The following is a 22,726-nucleotide window of genomic DNA, read 5'->3' on the forward strand; positions in this document are numbered from 1 at the left end:
ATATCACTCCTATTTTTTCAGCCAAGGCATGTCTGTGTCTGAGGCTTTGTTATCTTGCTGTGTATACGTTACATCCACGTTACTTGGTGCACATAAAAACACATTATTCCCCACTTTTTTTATATCACCAGAAAGTGCATACGTCGTACCACTAATAAAATCAATAATCCGTTTTGCAACTTCACTATCTGTATTTTCAAAATTAACCACAACTGGTTTTTTATTTTTCAAATAATCGGCTACCTGTTGTGCATCATCAAAAGATAAAGGTTCAATGACTATAACATTCATTTGTCTTGCCACCACATTCGTATTATTTGTACTACTCGTCGCATGGAAATTCACTACATTATTCTGCGCATAGGAGGATGTTTTTTTTGATTTGAATTCATTGGCTGCTGTTTGTTCTTCGGTCGATTCCCCTTTTTGTTCTTGAGTCTCCACTTCCTTATCGACAGAATCAATTAACCCTAGTTTACCACAAAATTTATCTATAAACGACATGCTCTATTTCCTCCTATTAATATTGACGCGGTCCGAAGATTGCTGTTCCAATTCGAACCATATTAGCACCTTCTTCAATGGCAGCCGTATAATCATGACTCATCCCCATAGACAACCATTTTAGATCCGTCTTTTCAAACTTATGCTGTTTCATATCTGTATATAAATGAAACATATTTTTAAAAATAGGTCTGACTTCTTCTAAATTATCACAAATTGGTGCAATGGTCATCAGTCCACATACGTGAAGAGATTCCATTTGGTCAACATCACGCAGCAGATCCGGCAGGTCTTCTGCATAAATACCAAACTTGCTTTCTTCTTTTGCAATGTTGACTTGCAGCAAAACATCCTGAATTTTATTAATTTTCTTTGCTTCTTTATTAATTTCTACGGCAATTTTTTTACTATCAACCGAATGAATCATATCAAATAAATGAACAGCCTGTTTCACTTTATTCGTCTGTAGATGTCCAAGCAAATGCCATTCAACTTCACGATCCAGTGTTGCCGCTTTGCTGATTGCTTCTTGAATGCGATTTTCACCAATGGATAAAACGCCTGCCTCAATTGCTTCTTGCATGTCAGCAACTTCATGATTTTTAGTTACAGCAATAAGTTTTACAGAATTCGAATCGGCAGTCACCGTTCTTTTCAATAAAGAATCTTCTATTTTATTTTGTATTTCATTTAAATTTTCTCTTATCACAAAAACGCCTCCATACTTTAACAAATATTCGAGAATAAGTCTAAATATCCTCTAAATATGCAAAATATAGCGATTTTATTTTAAACAAAGCATCGCGGCAATTCGACCTGTCTTCCCCTGATCAGCCCGATAAGAAAAAAATACATTCGAATTACAGGCTGTGCAAGTATCAGCCATATCAATATGTTCCGCTAGTATGCCAACTTCTTCTAATTGTATTCTATTTGCTGCCCAAAGATCAAGTTTCCATTTCTTCTGAAATGGTATAAGAATCGTGTTTGCATTCTTTGGAAAAGCCTTGCAAAACTGAAGCTGTACATCGAGACCTACTTCATAACAACACGGTCCGATCGATGGGCCAATGCCAACTAAACACTTTTTGGGATCTGTTTGAAAGGCTGCTTGCATTGCCTGCACTGTCTTTTGTGCTATTTTATGAACCGTGCCCTTCCAGCCAGCATGACTAATGCCAATCGCATGGTGTTCAGGGTCAAAAAACAGAACTGGCGTACAATCCGCAAAAAACAACATCAATGGTAAGTTTTTTATATTTGTAATTAAAGCATCTGTTTCTTTAATTGCATCCTCATAGGATGTTGCACCACGACCAGCATCTGCTGCCGTAACTTGCATAATATTGCTGCTATGTACCTGTTCACATGTACATAAATTAGCACTTGATAGAAAAAAAGCATTACAAAACCGGTGCCTGTTTTCCAATACGGATTTTTTATCATCCCCATTATGCATTGCTAAATTCATTTTATCAAAAGGTGCTTTACTCACTCCACCAAAACGAGTTGATATGGCATGTTCCATACCCTCTTGCGGAAAAATCGAAAATTGACCAACTTGTATAGTATCTTCTTTCTCCAGTAATGAAAAGCTCATATTTCACCTCCAGATTTTAATGACAAACACCACAGCGTTTACAGCCATCAAAACACTGCACTGTATGTTTTCTCTGTTTTGCATTCTCTATTTCACGATATAAATATGACTTATTAATCCCCAAATCCAATGTGTCCCAAGGGAAAACTTCATGTTCACTACGTTCACGATATAAATAAAAAGCACTGTCAAGGTTTGCTTCTTTCATTGCCTGTTTAAAACTTTTACTGCCACCCAATTGATGTGCTCGATAAAGGACGTGTGATAGTCTGCGATCACCACGAGCTAAAATCCCCTGTATATAAGCTTCTTTTGGCGATTCAATGATCACATCAATCTGTTTTGTATTTTTAAAAGAATTTTTTATATATTTCAAATCATGATCACTTTGTTTGATATCCCCCATTGGCAGCCATTGAAAAGGTGTGACTGGCTTAGGAATAAAAGGATTGATACTTAATGTCAATTTTCCATGACAACCTAAACTGTTCATGTAGGCTTTCACTTCCGTTGTCATGGTGAGAATAGCCTCAATATCTTCGCTCGTTTCAAATGGCAATCCAATCATAATATAAAGCCTAAAATTGGCAACACCCGCATTTGCGCCAAGTTCAATGGCTTTAAATAAATGTTCTTTTTTGATTCCCTTGTTAATGATCTCACGCATTTTATCACTGCCTGCTTCTGGTGCTAATGTTAATGTTTTTAAACCACTGTGTACCAAAGAATCTACAAGGTCTTTCGTGACAGAATCCGCGCGAAAAGAAGCTACGGACATGGGCATACCTAAGTCTAATATTTTATGGCACAATGTATTTATTTCAGGATAATCGGATATGGCCGCACCCATAAGTCCGACTTTTTTACCATATGTTTGCGCTTCGATAAGCATTTTTTCAATACTTTCTAAAGACCTGTTGCGAGGTTTACGAAATGCATAACCAGCCATACAAAAACGACAATGCCTGCCACAGCCACGAGCAATTTCAATTAAATAAAGATTAAATTCCGTATCATTGGTACGAATAACCGTGTGGGCATCATACGCATCTAAGTCTTGAACCCATTGCCGATGAATTTGACTTGGCACTTTGTCATCGTGTGTAATCTTCGCAACTATACCATCGTCTAGATACTCGTGCGTATAATATCTAGGCACGTATACGCCAGGAACATTCGCCAATCGCAAAAGAATAGCTTCACGTGTGAGATTATCTGCTTTTGCTTCATAATATGCATCTAAAAACAAATGGATCGTTTCTTCACCTTCACCAATAATAAAAGCATCAATGAAAAGGTTCAGCGGCTCAGGATTAAAAGTTGCACAAGCCCCGCCAGCAATAACAATCGGATCATCATTCGTACGTTTTGCAGCTAAAAGTTCCACTTTACCCAATTCCAAAATCTTCAATACATTAAAATAATCCATTTCAAAAGATACCGCAAAACCAATTAGGGGAAATTCATATAAAGGTTCTTGATTTTCGATACTCATAAGTGGTGTATTCGTCCGAATATATTCTTTTTCAATCAGTTTTTCCGGCAAAAAAAACCGTTCACAAGCCGTGTCTTTCCGATTGTTCATTTGTTGATACAAAATATGTATACCTAAGTTCGACATCCCTACAAAGTAAGAATTCGGATACACTAAAGCAAATTTGCTGCGTATTCCAGCGGGGAACACACTCACGCCATCCTCATTATTTAATATTTTTTGTAAATTTGCTTTTAATTCCCAAGACAAATTTTCTCACTCCAAACCAAATTAAATATGTTAAGAAAAACAGCCCACATAGTGTGAGCCGAATTTTTATATCTTACTATTCTAATTTTTTGATTTTGTCGAATCATTCTTTTTTGATTCGATCAATTCTTCTAATTCCTCTTTAAAATTACTGATATCTGTAAATTTTCGATAAACAGAGGCAAATCGAATATAGGCAACATCATCAAAGGCCTTAAGCTTTTCCATGACAAGTTGTCCAATTGCCTCAGTCGAAACTTCACGATCCATAGGATTACGTAATTCTTTTTCAATCTCATCTGTCAAATTAATGATTTTCTCCATAGAAACAGTTCGTTTATCACAAGAACGAATCAATCCATTCAATAATTTATTTCGATCAAACAGCACTCGGCGACCATCATTTTTTATAACCATTAAAGGAATTTTTTCAATAACTTCATAAGTTGTAAATCGTTTGCCACAACTCGTACATTCACGGCGGCGTCGAATCGTATTTCCATCATCTGCGGCGCGAGAATCAATTACACGGCTATCTGCCGTTTTACAAAACGGGCAACGCATTTAAGGCACCTTCTCTCCTTAAGATAAACACTTTTTCTATTATAACATACTTTATTCCTAGAAATAGCAGGACCATTTAATCATGTTTTCTAACGATTTTCCGATTTGTTTTTTTTGAAACATCCGACTTTTTCAGGCTTTTCTCAACTGAATGTTCCTGGGGGCGAATCAAACATTTTGGACCATAGCCTATTAGGTCTTCCCGTTTTGCTTTAAGCAAAGCGTTATACACAATGAAACGATTTTTAGGATCGCGATATTGCATCAAGGCTCGCTGCATTTGTTTTTCTACCGGATCTTTCGCAACATACACCGTTTCGCCAGTTAGTGGATTCATTCCCGTGTAATACATACAGGTTGACAACGTGCCTGGTGTTGGAATGAAATCCTGTACCTGTTCCGGACGATAGTTGAGATCACGAATAAATTCCGCTAGTTCCACAGCATCTTTTAAGGATGCTCCTGGATGACTCGACATAAAATATGGTACTAAATATTGTTTTTTATTGATTTTTTGATTCATTTTTTTAAAAGCATCGGCAAAACGTACATAGACCGTTTTACCAGATTTTCCCATCAGGTTTGTCACTTTTTCGGAAATATGCTCTGGTGCGACTTTTAATTGTCCACTAATATGATATCGGCATAATTCCTCTAAAAAATCATCTTTAACAGCCATAAGATAATCAAAACGAATACCTGAACGGATAAATACTTTTTTAACCTTTGGCAGAGCTCGTAAAGCTCGTAAAAGTTCTATATAGTCGGTATGACTTTTAGTAAGATTTTTACAAGGGGTTGGCGCTAAACATTGCTTTTCACGGCAAGTGCCGCGCTCGAGCTGGGACTTACACGATGGTACATGAAAATTAGCAGTTGGCCCCCCAACATCATGTATATAACCTTTAAACTCTGGCAGCTTTGTTAAAATCTCAGCTTCCGCTACAATCGATTCTTGGCTTCTTGATTGAATGATTCGACCTTGGTGGGAAACAATCGCACAAAAATGACAGCCACCAAAACAACCGCGGTGGCTGACTAAACTAAACTGCACTTCTTGTATTGCCGGAACACCGCCCATTGCTTCATAAATTGGATGATACGTTCGCTGATATGGCAAGGCATAAATTTCATCCATCTCTTCCATAGTTAAGGGAAGTGCTGGAGCATTTTGAACCAGATATTGATTACCCGATGCTTGGACAATGGTTTTTCCACGAATCGCATCTTGCTCAAAATATTCGACTTTAAAAGCTTCACTAAAAGATTGCTTGTTTTTACTAACCAATTCGCAAGATGGCACTTCAATCGCATCCCAAACATAATCAAGATTGGATGTAACATAACAAGTTCCCTTTACGGTAGTAATTGCTGCAATTTCAATGCCCTGATGTAATTCCGCGGCGATTTCTAAAATTTGTTTTTCGCCCATTCCATAAATTAATAAATCGGCTCGACTATCAAATAAAATAGACCGACGAATCGTATCCGACCAATAATCGTAATGGGCAAAACGCCTTAAGCTAGCTTCAATGCCACCAATAATAATTGGCACTTTCCCAAAAATCTCACGCAATCGATTACAATAAACCACCACAGCGCGATCTGGTCTATGACCTGAGTGTCCGCCCGGTGAATAAGAATCCGTATGGCGAAATTTTTTTGATGCTGTAAATTTATTTAACATAGAATCAAGATTTCCGCTCGAGACAAGAAATCCTAATCTTGGTTTACCTAATTTTTTAAAATCATCCGTACTTTTCCAATCAGGCTGCGCAATAATACCAACTTTATAACCATGTTTTTCTAATATACGACAAATAATTGCTGGTCCAAAACTTGGATGATCAACATATGCATCACCTGAAATAAAAATAAAATCCAGCATATCCCAATTTCGGTCTTGCATATCCGCTTTACTAATCGGTAAAAAATCTTTCATGTTCGTCTCCTGTTATTCAACCGTTTCCTCTTTTTGATTCGTGAATTTTTTTGTGAGGACATCCCCTGTTTTCCCTATTTCACCCAAACTTTTACCATTATAGGTGACTTGGACTGCTCCGGCGTTACCAACTGTCATAACCATTTCTTTATCTGCTTTCCACGACAAGGATTCACCATCTTTTGGTGTTCCTTCATAAATGGTTTTATCATCAGCAATCACTTTTGTCCAGCATTTTCCGTTAAATTTTGCGGTTAGCTCAACACCTTCATATTTTTTTTCTGATGTTACCGCTTTTTCTTTAACTTTAGGCACTGCTACAGTAGCTGCCGGTGCCTTTGTTACGGTTTTTTCCGAAGAATCATCACTGCTGAATCCCCAATAAAGTCCACCTACGACCAATCCTGCGAGCACGACACCGATTAATGCTTGTTGTGTTTTGCGAGATTTTTCCACACGTTCTTTAAAATCATTTTTATTTGAGGCAGCCTCTACTTTTGTTGATGCAGGTGGTTTTAGAATCTGCGGTTTTACTGTTTCTGTCACAGGAATTGCTTCTTGTGGCAATGCGGCATTTTTTTCTTCATAATATTTTTTTAACATTTCCGTTCCATCAAGATTTAAATAATTAGCATATGTTTTGATAAAGCCCTTTAAGTAAACTTCTCCCGGTAAAACATCATAATCTGCTTTTTCAATCGATTCTATATATAAAGCACGAATGCTCGTATCACGCTCGATATCTTTAATCGTTAGATTCTGTTTTTCTCTTTCCTTTTGTAAAATCTCACCTAACATATACAATAGTTCCTCCCCTAATTTGATTCATAGTTAAAGTACCCACTATACAATTTACCTTTATACTACATTATACATGATGGTGCCAAAATTTACAGCTTATTTATTAAAATAAGCCGCTGTGACTTGATCACTCGTCATGAGAATGTCTCTGCCTTTACTGCCCGAACTGGCACCCACGATATGCATTTCTTCCATCGTGTCAATTAATCTGGCAGCTCGAGTATAACCAATACGAAACCGTCTTTGCAGACTAGAAGACGAGGCCTGACCTGTCTCTAAAACAATATGAATCGCTTTTTCCAGTAATTCATCTTGCTGAACTTCTTGTTTTTTTTCAGTTTCATCTAAAACAGCACTTTCCGTAAAACTGATAATTTCCTCATTTTCTTCAATTTCGGCTCCTTGCTGCCGAATAAAATCCAACAAAGATTCTACTTCCGTATCACTTACAAAAGCACCCTGGACACGAACTGGTTTTGAAGCACCAATCGGATAATAAAGCATATCCCCTTTACCTAATAATTTTTCAGCTCCACCCATATCGAGTATTGTTCGTGAATCAATTTGTGAAGAAACTGAAAAAGAAATTCGCGATGGAATATTAGCCTTGATGATTCCAGTAATAACATCCACGGATGGCCTTTGTGTCGCTAAAATCAAATGAATTCCCGCGGCTCTGGCTTTTTGCGCTAAACGGCAGATTGCATTTTCCACATCGCTGGGAGCTACCATCATCAAATCTGCTAATTCATCAATAATGATGACGACAGCTGGCATTTTATCGATTTCGACACTACGATTGTAGCGTTCCATATCTCGAACACCATGGCTGGCAAATTTCGCATACCGTTTTTCCATTTCCTGTACAGCCCAATTTAAAACCGAAGCCGCTTTTTTTGCATCGGTCACCACCGGAACCATTAGATGGGGAATTCCATTATAATTCGAAAGCTCAACCATTTTCGGATCGATTAAAATAAATTTAACTTCATCCGGTTTCGCCTTAAAAAGTACACTGGTAATAATCGTATTGATGCAAACACTTTTCCCCGATCCGGTAGCCCCCGCAACGAGCAAATGTGGCATTTTCGCTAAATCGGCAAAAATAGCCTGTCCACCAATATCCATACCGAGTCCTACGGTAAGTTTTGATTTTGCAGTTAAAAACAGTTCACTCTCCAAGACTTCTCGCAGCTGCACACCCGACAATTCTTTATTTGGCACCTCAATACCAATTGCGGCTTTGCCTGGAATTGGCGCTTCGATTCGTACGGAAGGCGCTGCCAATTTCAAAGAAATATCATCTGCCAAATTTACAATTTTACTTACTTTAACACCTGCAGCCGGTTCTAATTCATAACGCGTAACGGCTGGACCGTGACAAGCATTTACAATAGTTGCTTTGACATTAAAACTTTGCAATGTCTCTTCAAGGATTTTTGCGTTAACAGCAATTTCTTTTTCTAGTTTAGAATTTTTCTGCTTGACTGCTTTACTTAAAATAAACCGAACATTCGGCAGCTGATATTCGCGAATGGCACCAGTAACTGCAGTTGAATTTGGTTCACCAGCTAGTGTGGTTTCGTTTTCAGATAATAGCTCAACGGGATTTTTTATTGGTGATGCCCCTTCTAAAACAGTTTCTTTTTCTAAATCCAATTTTTTATCTTCCATGTATTGAATCGAAAATTCTACAGGCTTTTCAATTGGTTCTGGTAGAAATGTATCTACATCTTCTGTCGGATTCACTTGTACTGGTGTTTCAATCAATGGTTTCTCAAAGTTTTTATCAGCTTCTTGATTATAAAACGAATTTTTAAATTTTTCTTCTACTTCAACAAATTTATCATAGGTAGACGAAACTGTTTTTTTAGCTGTTTTAATGCCCTGCGAAGCCTGCTGTTTTGTTTTAAGCAGCCCCACCGCTAAAGACCACGTTGTCGAAAGCAAAATTGCCCCCATTACCAAAGCAAATAAAATAATAATGCCGCCATCAATTCCGAAAAACTTGCGCAATACTAATAAAATGCCGCCACCAATCAAACCACCGCCCACTGGCAGGCTTTCCGGCAGAATTTCACTACCTGGTAAAATCACAAAATGATGATACATTGCTAAAAGCGAAAAAAATAATGCCATAATCCCGAAAAACCGTGTTGAATAAACAATCGGGTGATGTTTATATATATATTGCAGACCAATCAACATAACAACTGCCGGAATAATATACGCTCCAATACCAAACATATATAATAAAATCTTGGCAAAAAAGCTGCCGATAAAACCAACATTAAATCCTAATAAACCGATCAAAGAAAACAATCCAATTGTAAAAAATGCAATTCCAAACAATTCATATTTTTTATTTGAATTTGCTTTAGGCGCTGTCGTATTTTTTTTTGTTGAAACTTTTTTCAATTTTGTCACCACTTTTCTAAAACCATTAACTAAAATTTAGATCATGAAATCTCCAAAGCGGCTTTGGCTAATTTGTCTGCCAATTCATTGCCTTCAACTCCAGTATGACCACTGATTTTCCGAAATGTTACCCAGCCAAGATAATCTGCCATAAAAGCTGCATACTGTTTTGTAACATCATTATTCGTTTTCCAGCGTCTTTCAGCCCACTCCGAGATACCAATATAATCATGATAGATGACAATTGATTCTAATTTTTCTTTTTCTGCCCATAAAACAGCTTGTATACTCGCTTCAACTTCACCAGCAACGTTATGAAGTTTTGCAGCTGAGATAGAAGTTCCCAGCCCGTTTGCTGTATGAATCAACTGCCCCTGAAAAAAAACGGCAAATCCCCAACTATAACGGTTATTACGATAAGACCCATCGACATAGATATGATGTTTTTCTTCAAGTTCATTCACAGTGACTTTAGACGGCGGAACAATGGTTAATTTAGTACCCATATAATTTTGCGCTTCATCCATTGTAGCAAAACCTTTATACAACGCACCAGAATAACTATGGATTTGCTCTTTACATTCTAGCCAAGATGAAAAAATCCCAGTTTGGCGACCATTTTTAACAGCATAATATTTTTTCTTTTCTGGCATAGTATACACTCCTAACCGGAAAATGTTCCGAAAAACTAGATGCACTACATTTATCGAATGAGATGAAGCCCCGCTTTTTAGCAGAGCTTCTTTATTTTAAAGCTATTATTTTAACAAATTCATAGCACAACGATTGGCCTCATACATTACACGTTCTTCATCCATCGTTACTAATATGCCTTTATCAAGTACAATGTTCCCATTAACCAATACCGTATCGACCGAACTTGAATTAGCCGAATATGCTAATAAAGATACAATGTCATGACGCGGACACCATTTTGTACCTGACATATCAAATAATGTCAAATCAGCTTTATAACCTTTTTCAATTTTGCCTACCTTTGACAAACCAACTGCTTTGGCACCATATTCAGTTGCCAATTGAATGCCTTTTGCGGCTGGTATTGCCAAAGGATCGTACTGATTCACCTTATGCAATAAGGTAGTCAACCGCACTTCTTCAAGCAAATCGAGATTATTATTACTCGATGCTCCATCTGTACCAAGACCAACGCAAATCCCTGCATCGAGCATTTTGGTTATCGGTGCAACACCACTGGCTAATTTCATATTGCTGCCAGGATTATGAGCAACACGAACATCATGCTTTTTCATAATAAGAATATCCTCATCGGATACATGTACGCAATGCGCTGCTAGTACTCCGCAATCAAAAAGTCCTAATTCTTCCATTAAAGCAATCGGTGATTTTTGATATTCTTTTATGCAATTTTCAACTTCACCAATGGTTTCCGATAAATGCATATGAATCTCGGCCCCCAGTGATTGGGCTTCTTTTACTACTTTTTTGATATAATCCGGAGGACAAGTATAAGGTGCATGCGGACCAAACATAACGGTAATACGCCCATCGGCACGATTATGATACGTCTGGAAAAGTTCTTTATTTTCTTCTAAAGCCTTATTTCCATTCGGGGCAGACCCAATTAAGCCACGTGATAAAACAGCTCGAATTCCAGTTTCTGCTACAGCTTCACCAACTTTTTCCATGTCGGCATACATGTCGGCAAAAGTTGTTGTACCTGTTTTGATCATTTCGGCAATCGCCAGCATAGCGCCCCAATAAATATCATTTTTACGCATTTTAGCCTCAATTGGCCAAATTTTATTTTGCAGCCAATCCATAAGCTGCATATCATCCGCATAACTGCGCAGCAGTGTCATAGAAGCATGAGTATGGGTATTCACCAAGCCTGGTGTCACCAATTTATTTGTCCCATTAATTTCGCGGTCAATATGCCAATCTGGAGCAATCGTACCGACTTTAGCAATAAGATCATCTTCAATAGCTATATCCGTTTCTTTGACGGTACCATCTGGTAATAAAATGGTTGCTTGTTTTATTAAAATATTCAACGGAGTTTACCTCACTTTCGTTATTGATAAAAAAATCTGAAACAATTCATACTTTTTAGGACTCTGATAAGTAAGACGATTGTGCCACAGATAATTCATCAATGGAAAGCCCTAAGGATGCCAATTTGATTGCAGCAATTTTTTGGTTAATTTCATTTGGCATCAAGCAAACATGAGCCCCCATATTTTTATGATTATTTAAAATATGAAGTGCTGAGAAAAATTGGACAGCAAACGATAAATCCATAATTTCAGCTGGATGACCATCACCCGCAGCAAGATTAACCAGACGACCTTCTGCCAATAAATATAGTTTACGATTATCACTTTGAACAAATTCTTCTATGTTTTTTCTTACCGAACGAGTTGATATGGATACTTCATTTAATTCCACTTTATTGATTTCAACATCAAAATGACCAGCATTAGCCATCATAGCACCATTTTTCATTACAGCAAAATGTTCCTTGCGAATAATATCGTTGCAGCCAGTCAAAGTCAGAAAAATATCACCAACCTTAGCAGCTTCTTGCATTGGCATCACACGAAAACCATCAAAAACAGCTTCAATCGCCTTAATCGGATCAATTTCCGTAATAATAACACTAGCACCGAGGCCCTTAGCACGCATAGCAGCACCTTTACCACACCATCCATACCCTGCAATTACTACATTTTTCCCTGCAATTACCAGATTTGTGGTGCGCATAATACCATCCCAAGTCGACTGTCCCGTACCATAACGATTATCAAATAAATACTTGCAATACGCATCATTGGCAGCAATCATCGGGAATTTTAATTTACCTTCGGCTTCTAATGCTTTTAAGCGGATTACACCCGTAGTCGTTTCTTCAGAACCACCGATAATATTCGCAGCAAGTTCAGCTCGTTTACTATGTAAAAGGGAAACCAAATCACCGCCATCATCAACAATCATATCAGGTTTTGTATCTAAAGCTTTATTTAAAAAGACATCATATTCTTCGTTTGTGCAATCATACCAGGCGAACACAGTAACTCCGTCCTCAACTAGTGCTGCCGCAACATCATCTTGTGTTGATAATGGATTACTTCCCGTTACCACAACTTCCGCTCCGGCATTTTTAAATACCAGCCCTAAATAAGCCGTTTTCGCTTCCAAATGCATCGTAATGACCATCTTTTTCCCAGCGAATGGTTTTGATTTAGAAAATTCTTCGTTGATCGTACCTAAAACTGGCATGAAATTTTTCACCCAGTTGATTTTATCGTGACCTTGTGGTGCTAAAGAGATATCTCTTATCATTGATTTCATTATCTATTTTCCTCCATTTTGTCTTTTAATTGTTTAATTTCTTCTTGATAATTCGGTTTTAATACACCATATTCGGTAATAATCCCCGTAATATATTGATTCGGTGTTACGTCAAAAGCTGGGTTAAATACAGCAATGCCATAGGGTGCTGATTGTATGCCCTGAAAATGCGTTACTTCAAATTCACCACGTTCTTCAATGGGAATCTGTTCCCCTGTCGCCATTGAAAAATCAAATGTTGAAGCCGGAGCAGCTACATAAAAAGGAATCTGATGCATACGTGCCAATAATGCAACACTATAGGTACCAATTTTATTAGCAGTATCCCCATTGGCTGCAATACGATCCGCACCAACAATAACAGCATCTACCATTTTGTTTTTCATAACCCATCCGGCCATATTATCGGTAATTAGCGTAACTGGAATATGATCTTGCTGTAATTCAAACGCCGTAAGTCGCGCTCCCTGTAAAAGCGGTCTGGTTTCATCCGCAAAAACACGTTTAATATTGCCTTCTGAAAAAGCTTGACGAATTACGCCTAATGCCGTTCCCCATTCCACAGTAGCTAATGCACCGGCATTGCAATGTGTCAAAATTGAAACAGGCTCTTTAAATAAAGCCGCACCAAATTCAGCCATTGTATGATTGACACGTTTATCCTCCGCAGCAATAAAAAGGGCCTTCTGTTCTAATAAATTCAGTAAGTTGGGAAGCTCAATCAGATCAAACTGTTCTTTTATAACGTTCATCATTTGATCCAAAGCCCAAAACAGATTAACAGCCGTTGGCCTGGTTGAACGTAAAAAACCATCAACTGATTCCATATCTTGTAAAAACAGCAAACGATCTGATTTTGTAGCTTGTCTCGCTCCCAAAACAAAAGCAAAAGCGGCAGCTGCACCAATCGCTGGTGCACCGCGTACTTCCAGTTTCTTGATTGCTTCACCAATCCGTTCATAATCCGTACATTTTAGATATTCAACTACAGCTGGCAATTTTGTTTGATTCAATAAGGATAAAGACTGTCCATCCCATAACATGCTTTGCACTACTAAATCACCTCGTTTATTTGCTTTTGATTATAATGTAAAACCGCCAAATTCGCTTAAAGTTTCCGCACAAGTGCAGTTTGATTCTTCTAAATTAACAAGTTCAATACTTTTCATAATTAGATTTTTTATAGTATCAACATTTGCTGCCATTGTCTCTAAAACTTCACCATGTGTCAAACTATTTTTCGAAATACCCGCCGCATAATTTGTTACCATTGAAATAGTCGAATAACACATTTCCGCTTCATGCGCTAAAACCACTTCTGGAACATTCGTCATCCCAACTAAATCACCACCTAAGATAGCAAACATTTTAATTTCAGCTGGTGACTCAAAGCGTGGCCCTTCTGTGCAAACATAAACACCTTGGTTATGGATGCTGATTCCTAAAGTATCCGCTGCCGTGTGAATCGTCTTACGTAAATCAGGACAATATGCCTCGGTAACATCTAAATGAACAACTCCACGCTTGCCACCTTCATAGAACGAACTGATTCTATTTTTCGTGAAATCAAGAAATTGATCAATCAGAACAAAATCCCCCGGTTTCATCAACGGATTCAACGAGCCAACTGCTGTTGTAGCAATGATTTTCCGTACGCCAATTTTTTTAATAGCCCAAATATTTGCCCGATAATTTATTTTGTGTGGTGGTATTGAATGATGGTTTCCATGTCTCGGAATAAAAGCAATTTTCTTTCCTGCATAGTTACCAACCTTATATGTTACATCACCATAAGGCGTAATCAGGCTTTCTTCACTCACATTATTCAAAATTTTCGGGTCATATACACCCGTTCCACCAATAATAGCAATCTCTATCATTTACATACCACCTTTTTTTCTATATGCCAATTATAGCATAACTAGATATACATTTTCCAATTGACGATGTATTTCCATAAAATTAGGTATAAAGTACTATAGTGTTGCAGGCACAGCAGCATGCCCTATATAAGGATACTTCTTTTCGCTTTTTTAATCAGCCTCTAGTTTATCTTCTAATGTTTTATAACTGGTTAAATCCAGTTGAAGCGGCGTAACTGAAATATAACCTTGTTTTACAGCAAAAATATCCGTCACATCATCATTTTCGCCATCTGAAATCTCACCGCCCATTTGGTAGACTCGATGTTGTTCAACATCAAGTTCACAGTTAAAAGCATTAATATACTTCCGTACACCAAGTTTCGTAAACACAAATGTACTCATATTTCCCTTCAAAACCTGAGGAAAGTTCACATTATATAAAAACGGATGCGTCTCTTCCTGAAACCATGTAAAAATTTGATCTCTTATTAAAGCTGCCGCTTGTGAAAAGTGAATGGTAGACTTCGCATCCAGTGAAACAGCAATTGCTGGTATATCATGTATATACGCCTCCATGGCAGCACCAACTGTTCCTGAATACAAGATATCCGTACCTAAATTAGAGCCTTTGTTGATTCCAGAAACAATTAAATCCGGTTTTTCATCGAGCAGGGCCTCCACAGCCAATTTTACACAATCTGCCGGTGTTCCATAAATTTTCCATCCACTTAGCCCTTCTGGGCTCATTTTGTAATCATCTACTCGAATTGTATCATGTACTGTAATAGCTTGAGCCATACCACTTTGTTCCATTGCCGGTGCTGCAACGATCACATCGCAGACTCCTTGTAAAACTTCATATAAAGCTCGAATTCCTGGAGCAAAAATTCCATCATCGTTCACGAGTAAAATCCGCATAAAAGCACCTGCCTAATTGTTTTATTTTATATGTATCAAATCAGTTTCTATCTAAATAAAAATCTTTAAAGATTCATTCCATTCTTTTATAAAGTATAAATCAATAAAGTGTTTTACATAAACATGTTCATCTAATATTAGATGATAATTTAAAATCAGTCAATATTGTATCAACAAAATTACAAAAACTGAAGCATTCCTTATGGATATCTAATAAAATCATCTAGCACGAAATTGCCTATTAAATAAATGATCTATATACGTCCGTAGATTCCAAGCAGAAAAATATCCTTTAATTCATTAAATTTACATGAATTAAAGGTTTTTAAGATGTAAATCACGAAATCTGTATAAATAGTATTTGGAAGGAGGTAATGATTTATGGAAAAATCATTATGGTCTGTTGATTTTCATTCGCACGATCTATCGTTTGGCTCAGGTATTGTAACTTTTATAGAAAACACGGTTGTTGGCGGAGATTTATCCTTTTATTACGTTGGTACCTATTCTGAAAAAAATGATGAATTGTCAGCCACTGTAACAATAACACAATTTTCACCAGGTATATCAGTTTTTGGTCAGTTAAAAGAATGTACAGTTATTATTACTGGGAAACGAGAACATAGTAAAATTTCTTTTTCAGGGTATGTGGATCAACACCCGGAATTAGAAGTTGTCGCTTATATGGAAAAATTGACAAATATATAAAAGCTGTCCCATTTTACAATGTAAATACCTGATAACAAGGAGTGTTAATATATGAAAAGGATTTCTATCTTAACCTTGGTATTACTGTTTTTATTATCGTCTCCTGTGTTGGCGGCAATTCACTGGCACTGGATTGGATATAATGTTGGTAACACGTTTTATTTCGATACAGCTACAATCCATTATTCTTATTTAGAGAATAATAAAACCGTTCAAGATAAAAACATAATTTCTTATTCACTTAAAACAGCCTTAAATGAACAAAGCCGTTTTAATCTTGCGAAATATATGAATAAAGATGAGAAAAGTCCTACTATCCCTTGGGAAACTGTTGCGTATATGATTACACAACAAAATATTAATGTAGCCAATAAAACCATAACAAACAACTCGGTTCAATGTTTTGACAAGAATCATGTTCTTTTATTTTCATATAAATTCAAACCAGCTGATGTTCAATTTCAGGAAGTTATGCTAGATACGTTTAATGACCAAATCTATCATCATATTGTACGTTACGCCGCTAAACACAATGGCGAATTAGAAAATCACCGATGAGAAAGAACACTTTAATTATAACGATGAGCGTGTCTTTTTCCTTCATTAATAATAAACACAATAAAAAAGCAGCCAATACGAGTACATTTCTGTACCTGTATTGGCTGCTTTAAATCAACACACATTTTATGAATATTTATTAAATTACTTATCTTCTGCGAAGAGTAGTGATAATTTGTTGTTTCTAGATAACAGCATTCCTGTAAAATTTATTTATTATCTTTTATCCACTTAAAAAGTAATTCTATGATTTATATAGTAATCCACTCATTTTATTTTTTAGCACTACTTTAGAATCTTTTTTAGGAGGAAAGCAAATGTGTTTAACCTGCAGTATCGTTAATGGAGAATTTTTCCCAGTTGGTGGAATAATTTATAAAGATAATTATGTTCTTTTACACCATTGTATTGACTTGCAAATTCCGGGATATTTGATTCTTTCACCGTTACGGCATATCGAGTCTTACAGTGATTTAAGTCAAAATGAGATGTTACATATTGGAATTGTTACAAAGGCAGTAGTAGCAGTTTTAAAACGTATAGATGGTATCGAAAAAGTGTATCTGGCAAGTTTTGGAGAAGAAACGACGCATTTTCATTTTCATATTTTTCCTCGATATAAATGGATGTTAAATCATTCTGCCGAGGAGATACGTACAGATAATATGTTAGATGGAGCAAAACTACTAAGCTTTTGTCGAAAAAAATACAAAATACAACCAACGTTTATAAATAAAGAAGATATTCTTCCTGTAATTGAACAAATTAAACAAGTATTCGCTAATCCGGATTGTTAAATGTATTTCCAGAATAAAAAAGCCGCCTCCCATTAAAGAGGCGACAACAAAATGTCAACAAATTCAATTTTATAGTGTCATTAGCCCTTATAAATCAGGGGTTTTGAGAAAATTACATTTGACCAATCATTTTATGTGTCTGAGGAATGACCCGAACATCTTGCAAAACCTCTAATGCACATTTTTGATACTGCAACACATCATCTGCCGAACAGGCATTACAGCCATTAACAGGCGTAACTGGTTGTATAATAAAAGGTATTGAAGAATCTATATCTTTTATCAAATCAATTGCTTTATGAAATTCTTCCCAAGTGGTCTCGGCTGAAACAACTAATTTAATATAAAGTTCTTTCTGTTTGGCAAGCATTAAAAAATCACGATGCTCATTCCATAGTTCTTTACCGGTAATACTAGGCAGTTTGATATCCATACTAATTATAGCAATATCATCAATTACCTTAGCAAGCTCTTCCACTAATGTCCCATTTGTTTCCAAAAAAAGTTTACAGTCTAAGTGTGCTGCTAATGCATGAATAAAATCGGCCCTATATAACGGTTCCCCACCAGTAAAGCTTATCGAGTGATGCGGAGTAAGCAATAAATGGTTAATATGTTCCGCTAACAAAGCCACTGGCACCGGATTTTTAAGTTGAATAAATTGTCGCAGCCCCGCATCTTTTTCGGTCATACAATATTTATAAGGTGCGTGCGAAACCAATGTATCGCAATATTTACATTTCAAATTGCATCCTGAAAAACGAACAAAGACTTGTCGATAACCGACATATTTGCCTTCGCCTTGAATTGATGAAAAAACTTCTACTATATTTGCTTGCACTATCATTCACCCTTACTATATGAAACTGCAGATTTTTGTGATTCCCAAACTTTTACAGTTTTTACTTTAGAATTTGCTTCAAACAACGGACTATTTTCCAATTCATTATAAATATAAATTGCAATGTTTTCTGCTGTAGGATTATTATTTTCTTGAAATATCGGCAACTCATTTAGATATTGATGATCTAAGCGATCCATTATTTTATTAACTTCTTGCTTTAATTCTTTAAAATCAACTAACATCCCAAGTTCATTCAATTTATTTCCTACAACCGACACTTCAATACTCCAATTATGTCCATGAAGTCGATTGCATTTTCCCGGATAGCCAACAATACGATGTGCAGCTTCAAATTCAACAATGACGGTTAATTCAAACATACGATCATATCCCCCTTAAAATTTAATTTAGTAACAAAAAAAGATGAGCGCATACACTCACCTTTTTTTGTCAGCATTTTTATGCGATTTATTTGCTTGTCTCGCGGTTTGCCAAAGAAGCCTCTTTGGTTGTCCCCATGAGTTCATCATAGCTTAAAGCACGCGTATGTTTCGTGTGACTCCATTCATGGTCATTTCGATGAAAGAAACCAATAAATACAATTGGTATCCAACTATAAATAAATAATGGATACAAAAGTAAATAAAACCACGCTTTCATTTTCACATGAATTTTGAGTAAAATAATAATTGGCAAGATATATTGTCCCAACATAATAAATGTCATCAATTCCGATGGCATAAAATTATAAACATTCGTATAAAACGGTGGGAACAATAATTGCACATAACTAATAATGATAAAAAAGGTCGACAAAATTAGAAAATGTGGTTGTAACAAATGAAGACAACCATCTAAAATACGAATATCCCGTTTTTGTATTCCGGCTTTAATCATCTTAGGAATAAATCTATGTGCCACATCAAATTGACCCTGTGCCCAACGTTTTCTCTGATTCCAAGACTGCATAAAGGTCAATGGTTTTTCATCATAAACAATGGCATCATGCGCCCAAGTTGTCTTAATTCCTTCAGCTAGTGCCTTCATTGTAAATTCCATATCTTCAGTAAGACAAGTGGCACCCCAGCCATGCTTTTTCAAAACTTCTGTCGTTATACACATACCTGTTCCACCAAGAACCGATGATAAGCCTATATTCGTTTTTGCTAAATGCCAAATATGGTCGATAACCCAAAATGAAATAGCAAATGTTCCTGATACCCATGTATCATATGGATTTTTTGCATCTAAATAGCCTTGTACTAATTTATCACCTTTACATAAACGATTATTCATCTCAAACAAAAATTTAGGGTGTACAAGATTATCTGCATCAAAAATCGCTACTGCATCATACTGACGTTCTAACGTGAATAATTTATTAAACATCCACTCCAGAGCAAAACCTTTACCACGGTTTCCCTCACTTGAACGTTCACAAACAATAGCGCCATATTCTTTTGCAATCGAAGCAGTATGGTCTTCACAATTATCGGCAATGACATAAATATCATATAATTCTTTCGGATAATCCAATGTTTGCAAATTATCAATAAGCTGCCCAATAACTTGTTCTTCATTGTGTGCCGCTACAATAACTGCAAACGTTTTTTGTGGTGTAAGGATCTTAATTTCTTTTTTTCGCCACATTCCACAAAAACCAATCATAAAATAATACATCGTAAAGAGAAATATAATGATCTGTATTGGAACCATTATATAATCGAAAACATAATTCATGGATTTTTTTCTCCTTTAAAATCCTGATAAATCAGAAAAACTAATTTAGTCCACTCTGTTTAATAAGCATACGAATTAAACCTTGCTAGTTTCTTTTTCGCCTGTCATCAATGCAAAGGTTGTATTTAAAATACCAAATACAGCATAACTTAAAAATATGTCAAATAAAACTGCATTCAAAATCGCATCTCTCGAAACAAAAAGCACAACGATTGCCAAAATAACGGATAAAGCAATTGGAATACTATGCATTTTTTCCCCATGACCTTTAAAATCAGGATAATGGACTTTGCTAACCATTAAATAACCAACAATCATAATAGTTATAGGAAAAGCAATGCCAAAAGGTGCAGGTTGTATACCTAAAACAAGACATAGCATAATAAATGTTGCAACCAGACAACCGCCAGCTGGAATAGCCAGCCCCATGAAATAGCCATGAACATTATTCGTATTAACATTAAACCTAGCCAAACGCAGAGCCCCACAGGTTGTAAACATAATAGCAGCGGCCCAGCCGAAATAACTAAATTGATGAAGATAAAATACATAGGACAGAAATGCTGGTGCTACACCAAAGGATACTAAATCACATAAAGAATCTAATTCCCTGCCAAAATCACCACTTACACCAAAAAATCTTGCAGCCCGTCCATCTAGTCCATCGGCTATCAGTGCTAAAACAATAAAAATTGACCCTGCAAAAAGATTTCCCTGAAAAGTGGAAATAATCGAACACATACCTAATACCAAATTCGATGATGTCAACATATTAGGGATTAAAGTTTTATACATTATTTTCTAATCCTCCCGATAATCGTTTCTCCGCCCACGACCTTATCACCTTTTTTAACTACTATTTCTACATTTTTTGGCATGACAAGTTCCGTACAAGAACCAAACTTAATCAACCCATAACGTTCCCCTTTTTTTAGAACATCATCCAATGTAACCCAAGACACAATACGTCTTGCTAAAATACCAGCAATTTGTGTAACGGTTACGCGTAAATTTTCGTTTTCCAAACCAATCATATGCCGTTCATTTTCAAAGCCAACAGTATCTTTATAGGCTGGTCTAAACCGTCCGCAAGTATATTGTTGACATTTGATTTCCCCTGCAATTGGACTACGATTAATATGAACATTAAATACTGACAAAAAAATAACAACCTTATTACAAGGTTCATTTACAAAATCATCATTTTCCATTTCCAGAATATCCATTACCTTACCATCGGCAGGTGAAACAACTAAAGATGTATCTAAAGGTATGGATCTTTTGGGATTTCTAAAGAAAAACACAAAAAAAGCCGCAAATACACCTGGAACTATTGCCCAATACGGACTAATGGTAAAACCAATAATGAGTGCAATAAGAAATGCTATTCCAATAAACCCATAGCCTTCTTTTATTACAGGAACTTTTACCATAACAGTCACCTCCATTTTAGTACCATGTATTTTATATACTGATTACTAATTTTAAAATTACAAATAATTATATGAATTATATAATCCAATTATTTCTCAAGTAATTATAATCCACGCCTTATGCTTTGTCTACTACTTTTTCTGTGCATAAACTTTGATTACAAAACGTGGCAAAGCCATAAGCCGTCCCATTCGTTTCGGCTGTAAAAGGCCGCGAAACAGCCATTCTAATTTTGCCTTTTGCATCCAAAGCGGGGCTCTTTTCATGACGCCTGCCATAACATCTAAGGTTCCGCCAACACCAATGGATACTGGAATATTTAGTTCCTGCAAGTGTTCATACAGCCATTTTTCTTGTTTAGGTACTCCTAGTGCAGCTAAAAGTAAATCCGGGTGTGCATTTTTGATTTGATCAATAATTTCCTGTTCCTGTTCTTTTTTAAAATATCCATCTCGTACACCGACGATCTGTATACCCGGATATTCGGCTTCGGCTTTAATTTTAGCCTTATCTGCTACACCGGGAGCTGACCCAAAGAAAAAAACCCTTCTATTTGTTTGGGGTGCACGTGCTAATAAATGCTGAGTTAAATCATACCCAGCTACTCGTTCTGGCATCGCAACACCCAACTGACGAGCTGCCCAAACCGTACCGGCACCATCCGGGACAACCAAATCCGCATGATTTAAAATATACTTCAATGATTCGTCTTGATCAGCCATCATAATCATTTCCGCATTCGCTGTAGCAATGAATGCAGGTTTCTGCGCAGCCATCAAATTTTCCACAATATCAATAGCTTCGGTCATTTTTACAGAATCTACATTTATATCTAATATAGCAACTTTCTTTTGTGACACGATGATACTCCTCTACATAAGTTAATCAACAAATTCTTTATCTACCCTACATTGTACCACAACATGGCAAACTGAGCAATTCGCTGCATTGTTACCATA

The 22,726-nt window shown here is 36.5% G+C and carries 23 protein-coding genes; 3 read left to right on the top strand and 20 right to left on the bottom strand.

The window, feature by feature from the left end:
• Window positions 1–9: 9 nt before the first annotated feature.
• The 14 genes from F606_RS0112155 to surE form a co-directional block, all read right to left on the bottom strand.
• Window positions 10–504: a cell division protein SepF gene (locus F606_RS0112155; RefSeq protein ID WP_019554169.1), complete on the bottom strand. Its 495-nt coding sequence runs from the start codon at window positions 502–504 to the stop codon at window positions 10–12.
• Between the two features lie 16 nt (window positions 505–520).
• Window positions 521–1,213 carry a YggS family pyridoxal phosphate-dependent enzyme gene (locus F606_RS0112160; protein ID WP_019554170.1) on the bottom strand — a complete coding sequence of 231 codons (693 nt, stop codon included), beginning with the start codon at window positions 1,211–1,213 and terminating at the stop codon, window positions 521–523.
• Window positions 1,214–1,288: 75 nt separating this feature from the next.
• On the bottom strand, window positions 1,289–2,104 hold the full coding sequence (pgeF, locus tag F606_RS0112165; protein ID WP_019554171.1) for a peptidoglycan editing factor PgeF: 816 nt from the start codon (window positions 2,102–2,104) through the stop codon (window positions 1,289–1,291).
• 16 nt (window positions 2,105–2,120) lie between these two features.
• A complete protein-coding gene (locus F606_RS0112170) occupies window positions 2,121–3,848 on the bottom strand; it encodes a TIGR03960 family B12-binding radical SAM protein (protein ID WP_019554172.1) in 1,728 nt (575 codons plus the stop codon).
• An 81-nt stretch (window positions 3,849–3,929) separates the two neighbouring features.
• Window positions 3,930–4,412, bottom strand: coding sequence for a transcriptional regulator NrdR (nrdR, locus tag F606_RS0112175; RefSeq protein WP_019554173.1), 483 nt, complete (start codon window positions 4,410–4,412; stop codon window positions 3,930–3,932).
• A 76-nt stretch (window positions 4,413–4,488) separates the two neighbouring features.
• Window positions 4,489–6,354 carry a YgiQ family radical SAM protein gene (locus tag F606_RS0112180; protein WP_019554174.1) on the bottom strand — a complete coding sequence of 622 codons (1,866 nt, stop codon included), beginning with the start codon at window positions 6,352–6,354 and terminating at the stop codon, window positions 4,489–4,491.
• Between the two features lie 12 nt (window positions 6,355–6,366).
• Entirely contained in the window at window positions 6,367–7,152 is a 786-nt protein-coding gene (locus tag F606_RS0112185; protein ID WP_019554175.1) for a helix-turn-helix domain-containing protein, read from the bottom strand.
• Window positions 7,153–7,251: 99 nt separating this feature from the next.
• Window positions 7,252–9,573, bottom strand: a complete 2,322-nt coding sequence (locus F606_RS0112190) for an FtsK/SpoIIIE family DNA translocase (protein WP_019554176.1) — start codon at window positions 9,571–9,573, stop codon at window positions 7,252–7,254.
• Between the two features lie 41 nt (window positions 9,574–9,614).
• The gene (locus F606_RS0112195) at window positions 9,615–10,226 is read right to left on the bottom strand and encodes a ribonuclease H1 domain-containing protein (RefSeq protein ID WP_019554177.1); all 612 of its coding nucleotides are present in this window, start codon (window positions 10,224–10,226) and stop codon (window positions 9,615–9,617) included.
• Between the two features lie 105 nt (window positions 10,227–10,331).
• Window positions 10,332–11,606 (bottom strand): amidohydrolase, encoded by a 1,275-nt coding sequence (locus F606_RS0112200; RefSeq protein ID WP_019554178.1) that lies wholly within the window; start codon window positions 11,604–11,606, stop codon window positions 10,332–10,334.
• A gap of 55 nt (window positions 11,607–11,661) precedes the next feature.
• Window positions 11,662–12,903 carry an adenosylhomocysteinase gene (locus F606_RS0112205; RefSeq protein WP_019554179.1) on the bottom strand — a complete coding sequence of 414 codons (1,242 nt, stop codon included), beginning with the start codon at window positions 12,901–12,903 and terminating at the stop codon, window positions 11,662–11,664.
• Window positions 12,903–13,955: an S-methyl-5-thioribose-1-phosphate isomerase gene (gene mtnA / locus F606_RS0112210; RefSeq protein ID WP_019554180.1), complete on the bottom strand. Its 1,053-nt coding sequence runs from the start codon at window positions 13,953–13,955 to the stop codon at window positions 12,903–12,905. Before mtnA ends, F606_RS0112205 begins: the two co-directional genes overlap by 1 nt.
• 30 nt (window positions 13,956–13,985) lie before the next feature.
• Window positions 13,986–14,783: an S-methyl-5'-thioadenosine phosphorylase gene (gene mtnP, locus F606_RS0112215; RefSeq protein WP_019554181.1), complete on the bottom strand. Its 798-nt coding sequence runs from the start codon at window positions 14,781–14,783 to the stop codon at window positions 13,986–13,988.
• A gap of 153 nt (window positions 14,784–14,936) precedes the next feature.
• The gene (gene surE, locus F606_RS0112220) at window positions 14,937–15,686 is read right to left on the bottom strand and encodes a 5'/3'-nucleotidase SurE (RefSeq protein WP_019554182.1); all 750 of its coding nucleotides are present in this window, start codon (window positions 15,684–15,686) and stop codon (window positions 14,937–14,939) included.
• A 381-nt stretch (window positions 15,687–16,067) separates the two neighbouring features.
• On the opposite strand from surE, the gene F606_RS0112225 reads away from it, so the two are divergent.
• From F606_RS0112225 to F606_RS0112235, 3 genes are all read left to right on the top strand, one after another.
• A complete protein-coding gene (locus F606_RS0112225) occupies window positions 16,068–16,394 on the top strand; it encodes a GrlR family regulatory protein (protein ID WP_019554183.1) in 327 nt (108 codons plus the stop codon).
• A 51-nt stretch (window positions 16,395–16,445) separates the two neighbouring features.
• On the top strand, window positions 16,446–16,952 hold the full coding sequence (locus F606_RS0112230; protein ID WP_019554184.1) for a hypothetical protein: 507 nt from the start codon (window positions 16,446–16,448) through the stop codon (window positions 16,950–16,952).
• Between the two features lie 317 nt (window positions 16,953–17,269).
• Window positions 17,270–17,749, top strand: a complete 480-nt coding sequence (locus tag F606_RS0112235; RefSeq protein WP_019554185.1) for an HIT family protein — start codon at window positions 17,270–17,272, stop codon at window positions 17,747–17,749.
• A gap of 112 nt (window positions 17,750–17,861) precedes the next feature.
• Here F606_RS0112235 and F606_RS0112240 read toward each other — a convergent pair whose 3' ends face one another.
• From F606_RS0112240 to F606_RS0112265, 6 genes are all read right to left on the bottom strand, one after another.
• Entirely contained in the window at window positions 17,862–18,590 is a 729-nt protein-coding gene (locus F606_RS0112240; RefSeq protein WP_019554186.1) for a 7-carboxy-7-deazaguanine synthase QueE, read from the bottom strand.
• A 2-nt stretch (window positions 18,591–18,592) separates the two neighbouring features.
• A complete protein-coding gene (gene queD, locus F606_RS0112245) occupies window positions 18,593–18,973 on the bottom strand; it encodes a 6-carboxytetrahydropterin synthase QueD (RefSeq protein ID WP_019554187.1) in 381 nt (126 codons plus the stop codon).
• Window positions 18,974–19,061: 88 nt separating this feature from the next.
• A complete protein-coding gene (locus F606_RS0112250; protein WP_019554188.1) occupies window positions 19,062–20,333 on the bottom strand; it encodes a glycosyltransferase family 2 protein in 1,272 nt (423 codons plus the stop codon).
• 75 nt (window positions 20,334–20,408) lie between these two features.
• Entirely contained in the window at window positions 20,409–21,128 is a 720-nt protein-coding gene (gene pssA / locus F606_RS0112255) for a CDP-diacylglycerol--serine O-phosphatidyltransferase (RefSeq protein WP_019554189.1), read from the bottom strand.
• A complete protein-coding gene (locus tag F606_RS0112260; protein WP_019554190.1) occupies window positions 21,128–21,766 on the bottom strand; it encodes a phosphatidylserine decarboxylase family protein in 639 nt (212 codons plus the stop codon). Before F606_RS0112260 ends, pssA begins: the two co-directional genes overlap by 1 nt.
• A 132-nt stretch (window positions 21,767–21,898) precedes the next feature.
• A complete protein-coding gene (locus F606_RS0112265) occupies window positions 21,899–22,627 on the bottom strand; it encodes a WecB/TagA/CpsF family glycosyltransferase (RefSeq protein WP_019554191.1) in 729 nt (242 codons plus the stop codon).
• Window positions 22,628–22,726: the final 99 nt, after the last annotated feature.

The organism is Propionispira raffinosivorans DSM 20765, from assembly GCF_000381065.1.
Lineage (GTDB): Bacteria > Bacillota > Negativicutes > Selenomonadales > Selenomonadaceae > Propionispira > Propionispira raffinosivorans.

Coding starts and splice junctions, on each gene's coding strand:
- F606_RS0112155 (WP_019554169.1), bottom strand. CDS start 504: ATGTCGTTTATAGATAAATTTTGTGGTAAACTAGGGTTAATTGATTCT.
- pgeF (WP_019554171.1), bottom strand. CDS start 2,104: ATGAGCTTTTCATTACTGGAGAAAGAAGATACTATACAAGTTGGTCAA.
- nrdR (WP_019554173.1), bottom strand. CDS start 4,412: ATGCGTTGCCCGTTTTGTAAAACGGCAGATAGCCGTGTAATTGATTCT.
- F606_RS0112180 (WP_019554174.1), bottom strand. CDS start 6,354: ATGAAAGATTTTTTACCGATTAGTAAAGCGGATATGCAAGACCGAAAT.
- F606_RS0112185 (WP_019554175.1), bottom strand. CDS start 7,152: ATGTTAGGTGAGATTTTACAAAAGGAAAGAGAAAAACAGAATCTAACG.
- F606_RS0112195 (WP_019554177.1), bottom strand. CDS start 10,226: ATGCCAGAAAAGAAAAAATATTATGCTGTTAAAAATGGTCGCCAAACT.
- F606_RS0112205 (WP_019554179.1), bottom strand. CDS start 12,903: ATGAAATCAATGATAAGAGATATCTCTTTAGCACCACAAGGTCACGAT.
- mtnP (WP_019554181.1), bottom strand. CDS start 14,783: ATGATAGAGATTGCTATTATTGGTGGAACGGGTGTATATGACCCGAAA.
- surE (WP_019554182.1), bottom strand. CDS start 15,686: ATGCGGATTTTACTCGTGAACGATGATGGAATTTTTGCTCCAGGAATT.
- F606_RS0112225 (WP_019554183.1), top strand. CDS start 16,068: ATGGAAAAATCATTATGGTCTGTTGATTTTCATTCGCACGATCTATCG.
- F606_RS0112230 (WP_019554184.1), top strand. CDS start 16,446: ATGAAAAGGATTTCTATCTTAACCTTGGTATTACTGTTTTTATTATCG.
- F606_RS0112235 (WP_019554185.1), top strand. CDS start 17,270: ATGTGTTTAACCTGCAGTATCGTTAATGGAGAATTTTTCCCAGTTGGT.
- queD (WP_019554187.1), bottom strand. CDS start 18,973: ATGTTTGAATTAACCGTCATTGTTGAATTTGAAGCTGCACATCGTATT.
- F606_RS0112250 (WP_019554188.1), bottom strand. CDS start 20,333: ATGAATTATGTTTTCGATTATATAATGGTTCCAATACAGATCATTATA.
- pssA (WP_019554189.1), bottom strand. CDS start 21,128: ATGTATAAAACTTTAATCCCTAATATGTTGACATCATCGAATTTGGTA.
- F606_RS0112260 (WP_019554190.1), bottom strand. CDS start 21,766: ATGGTAAAAGTTCCTGTAATAAAAGAAGGCTATGGGTTTATTGGAATA.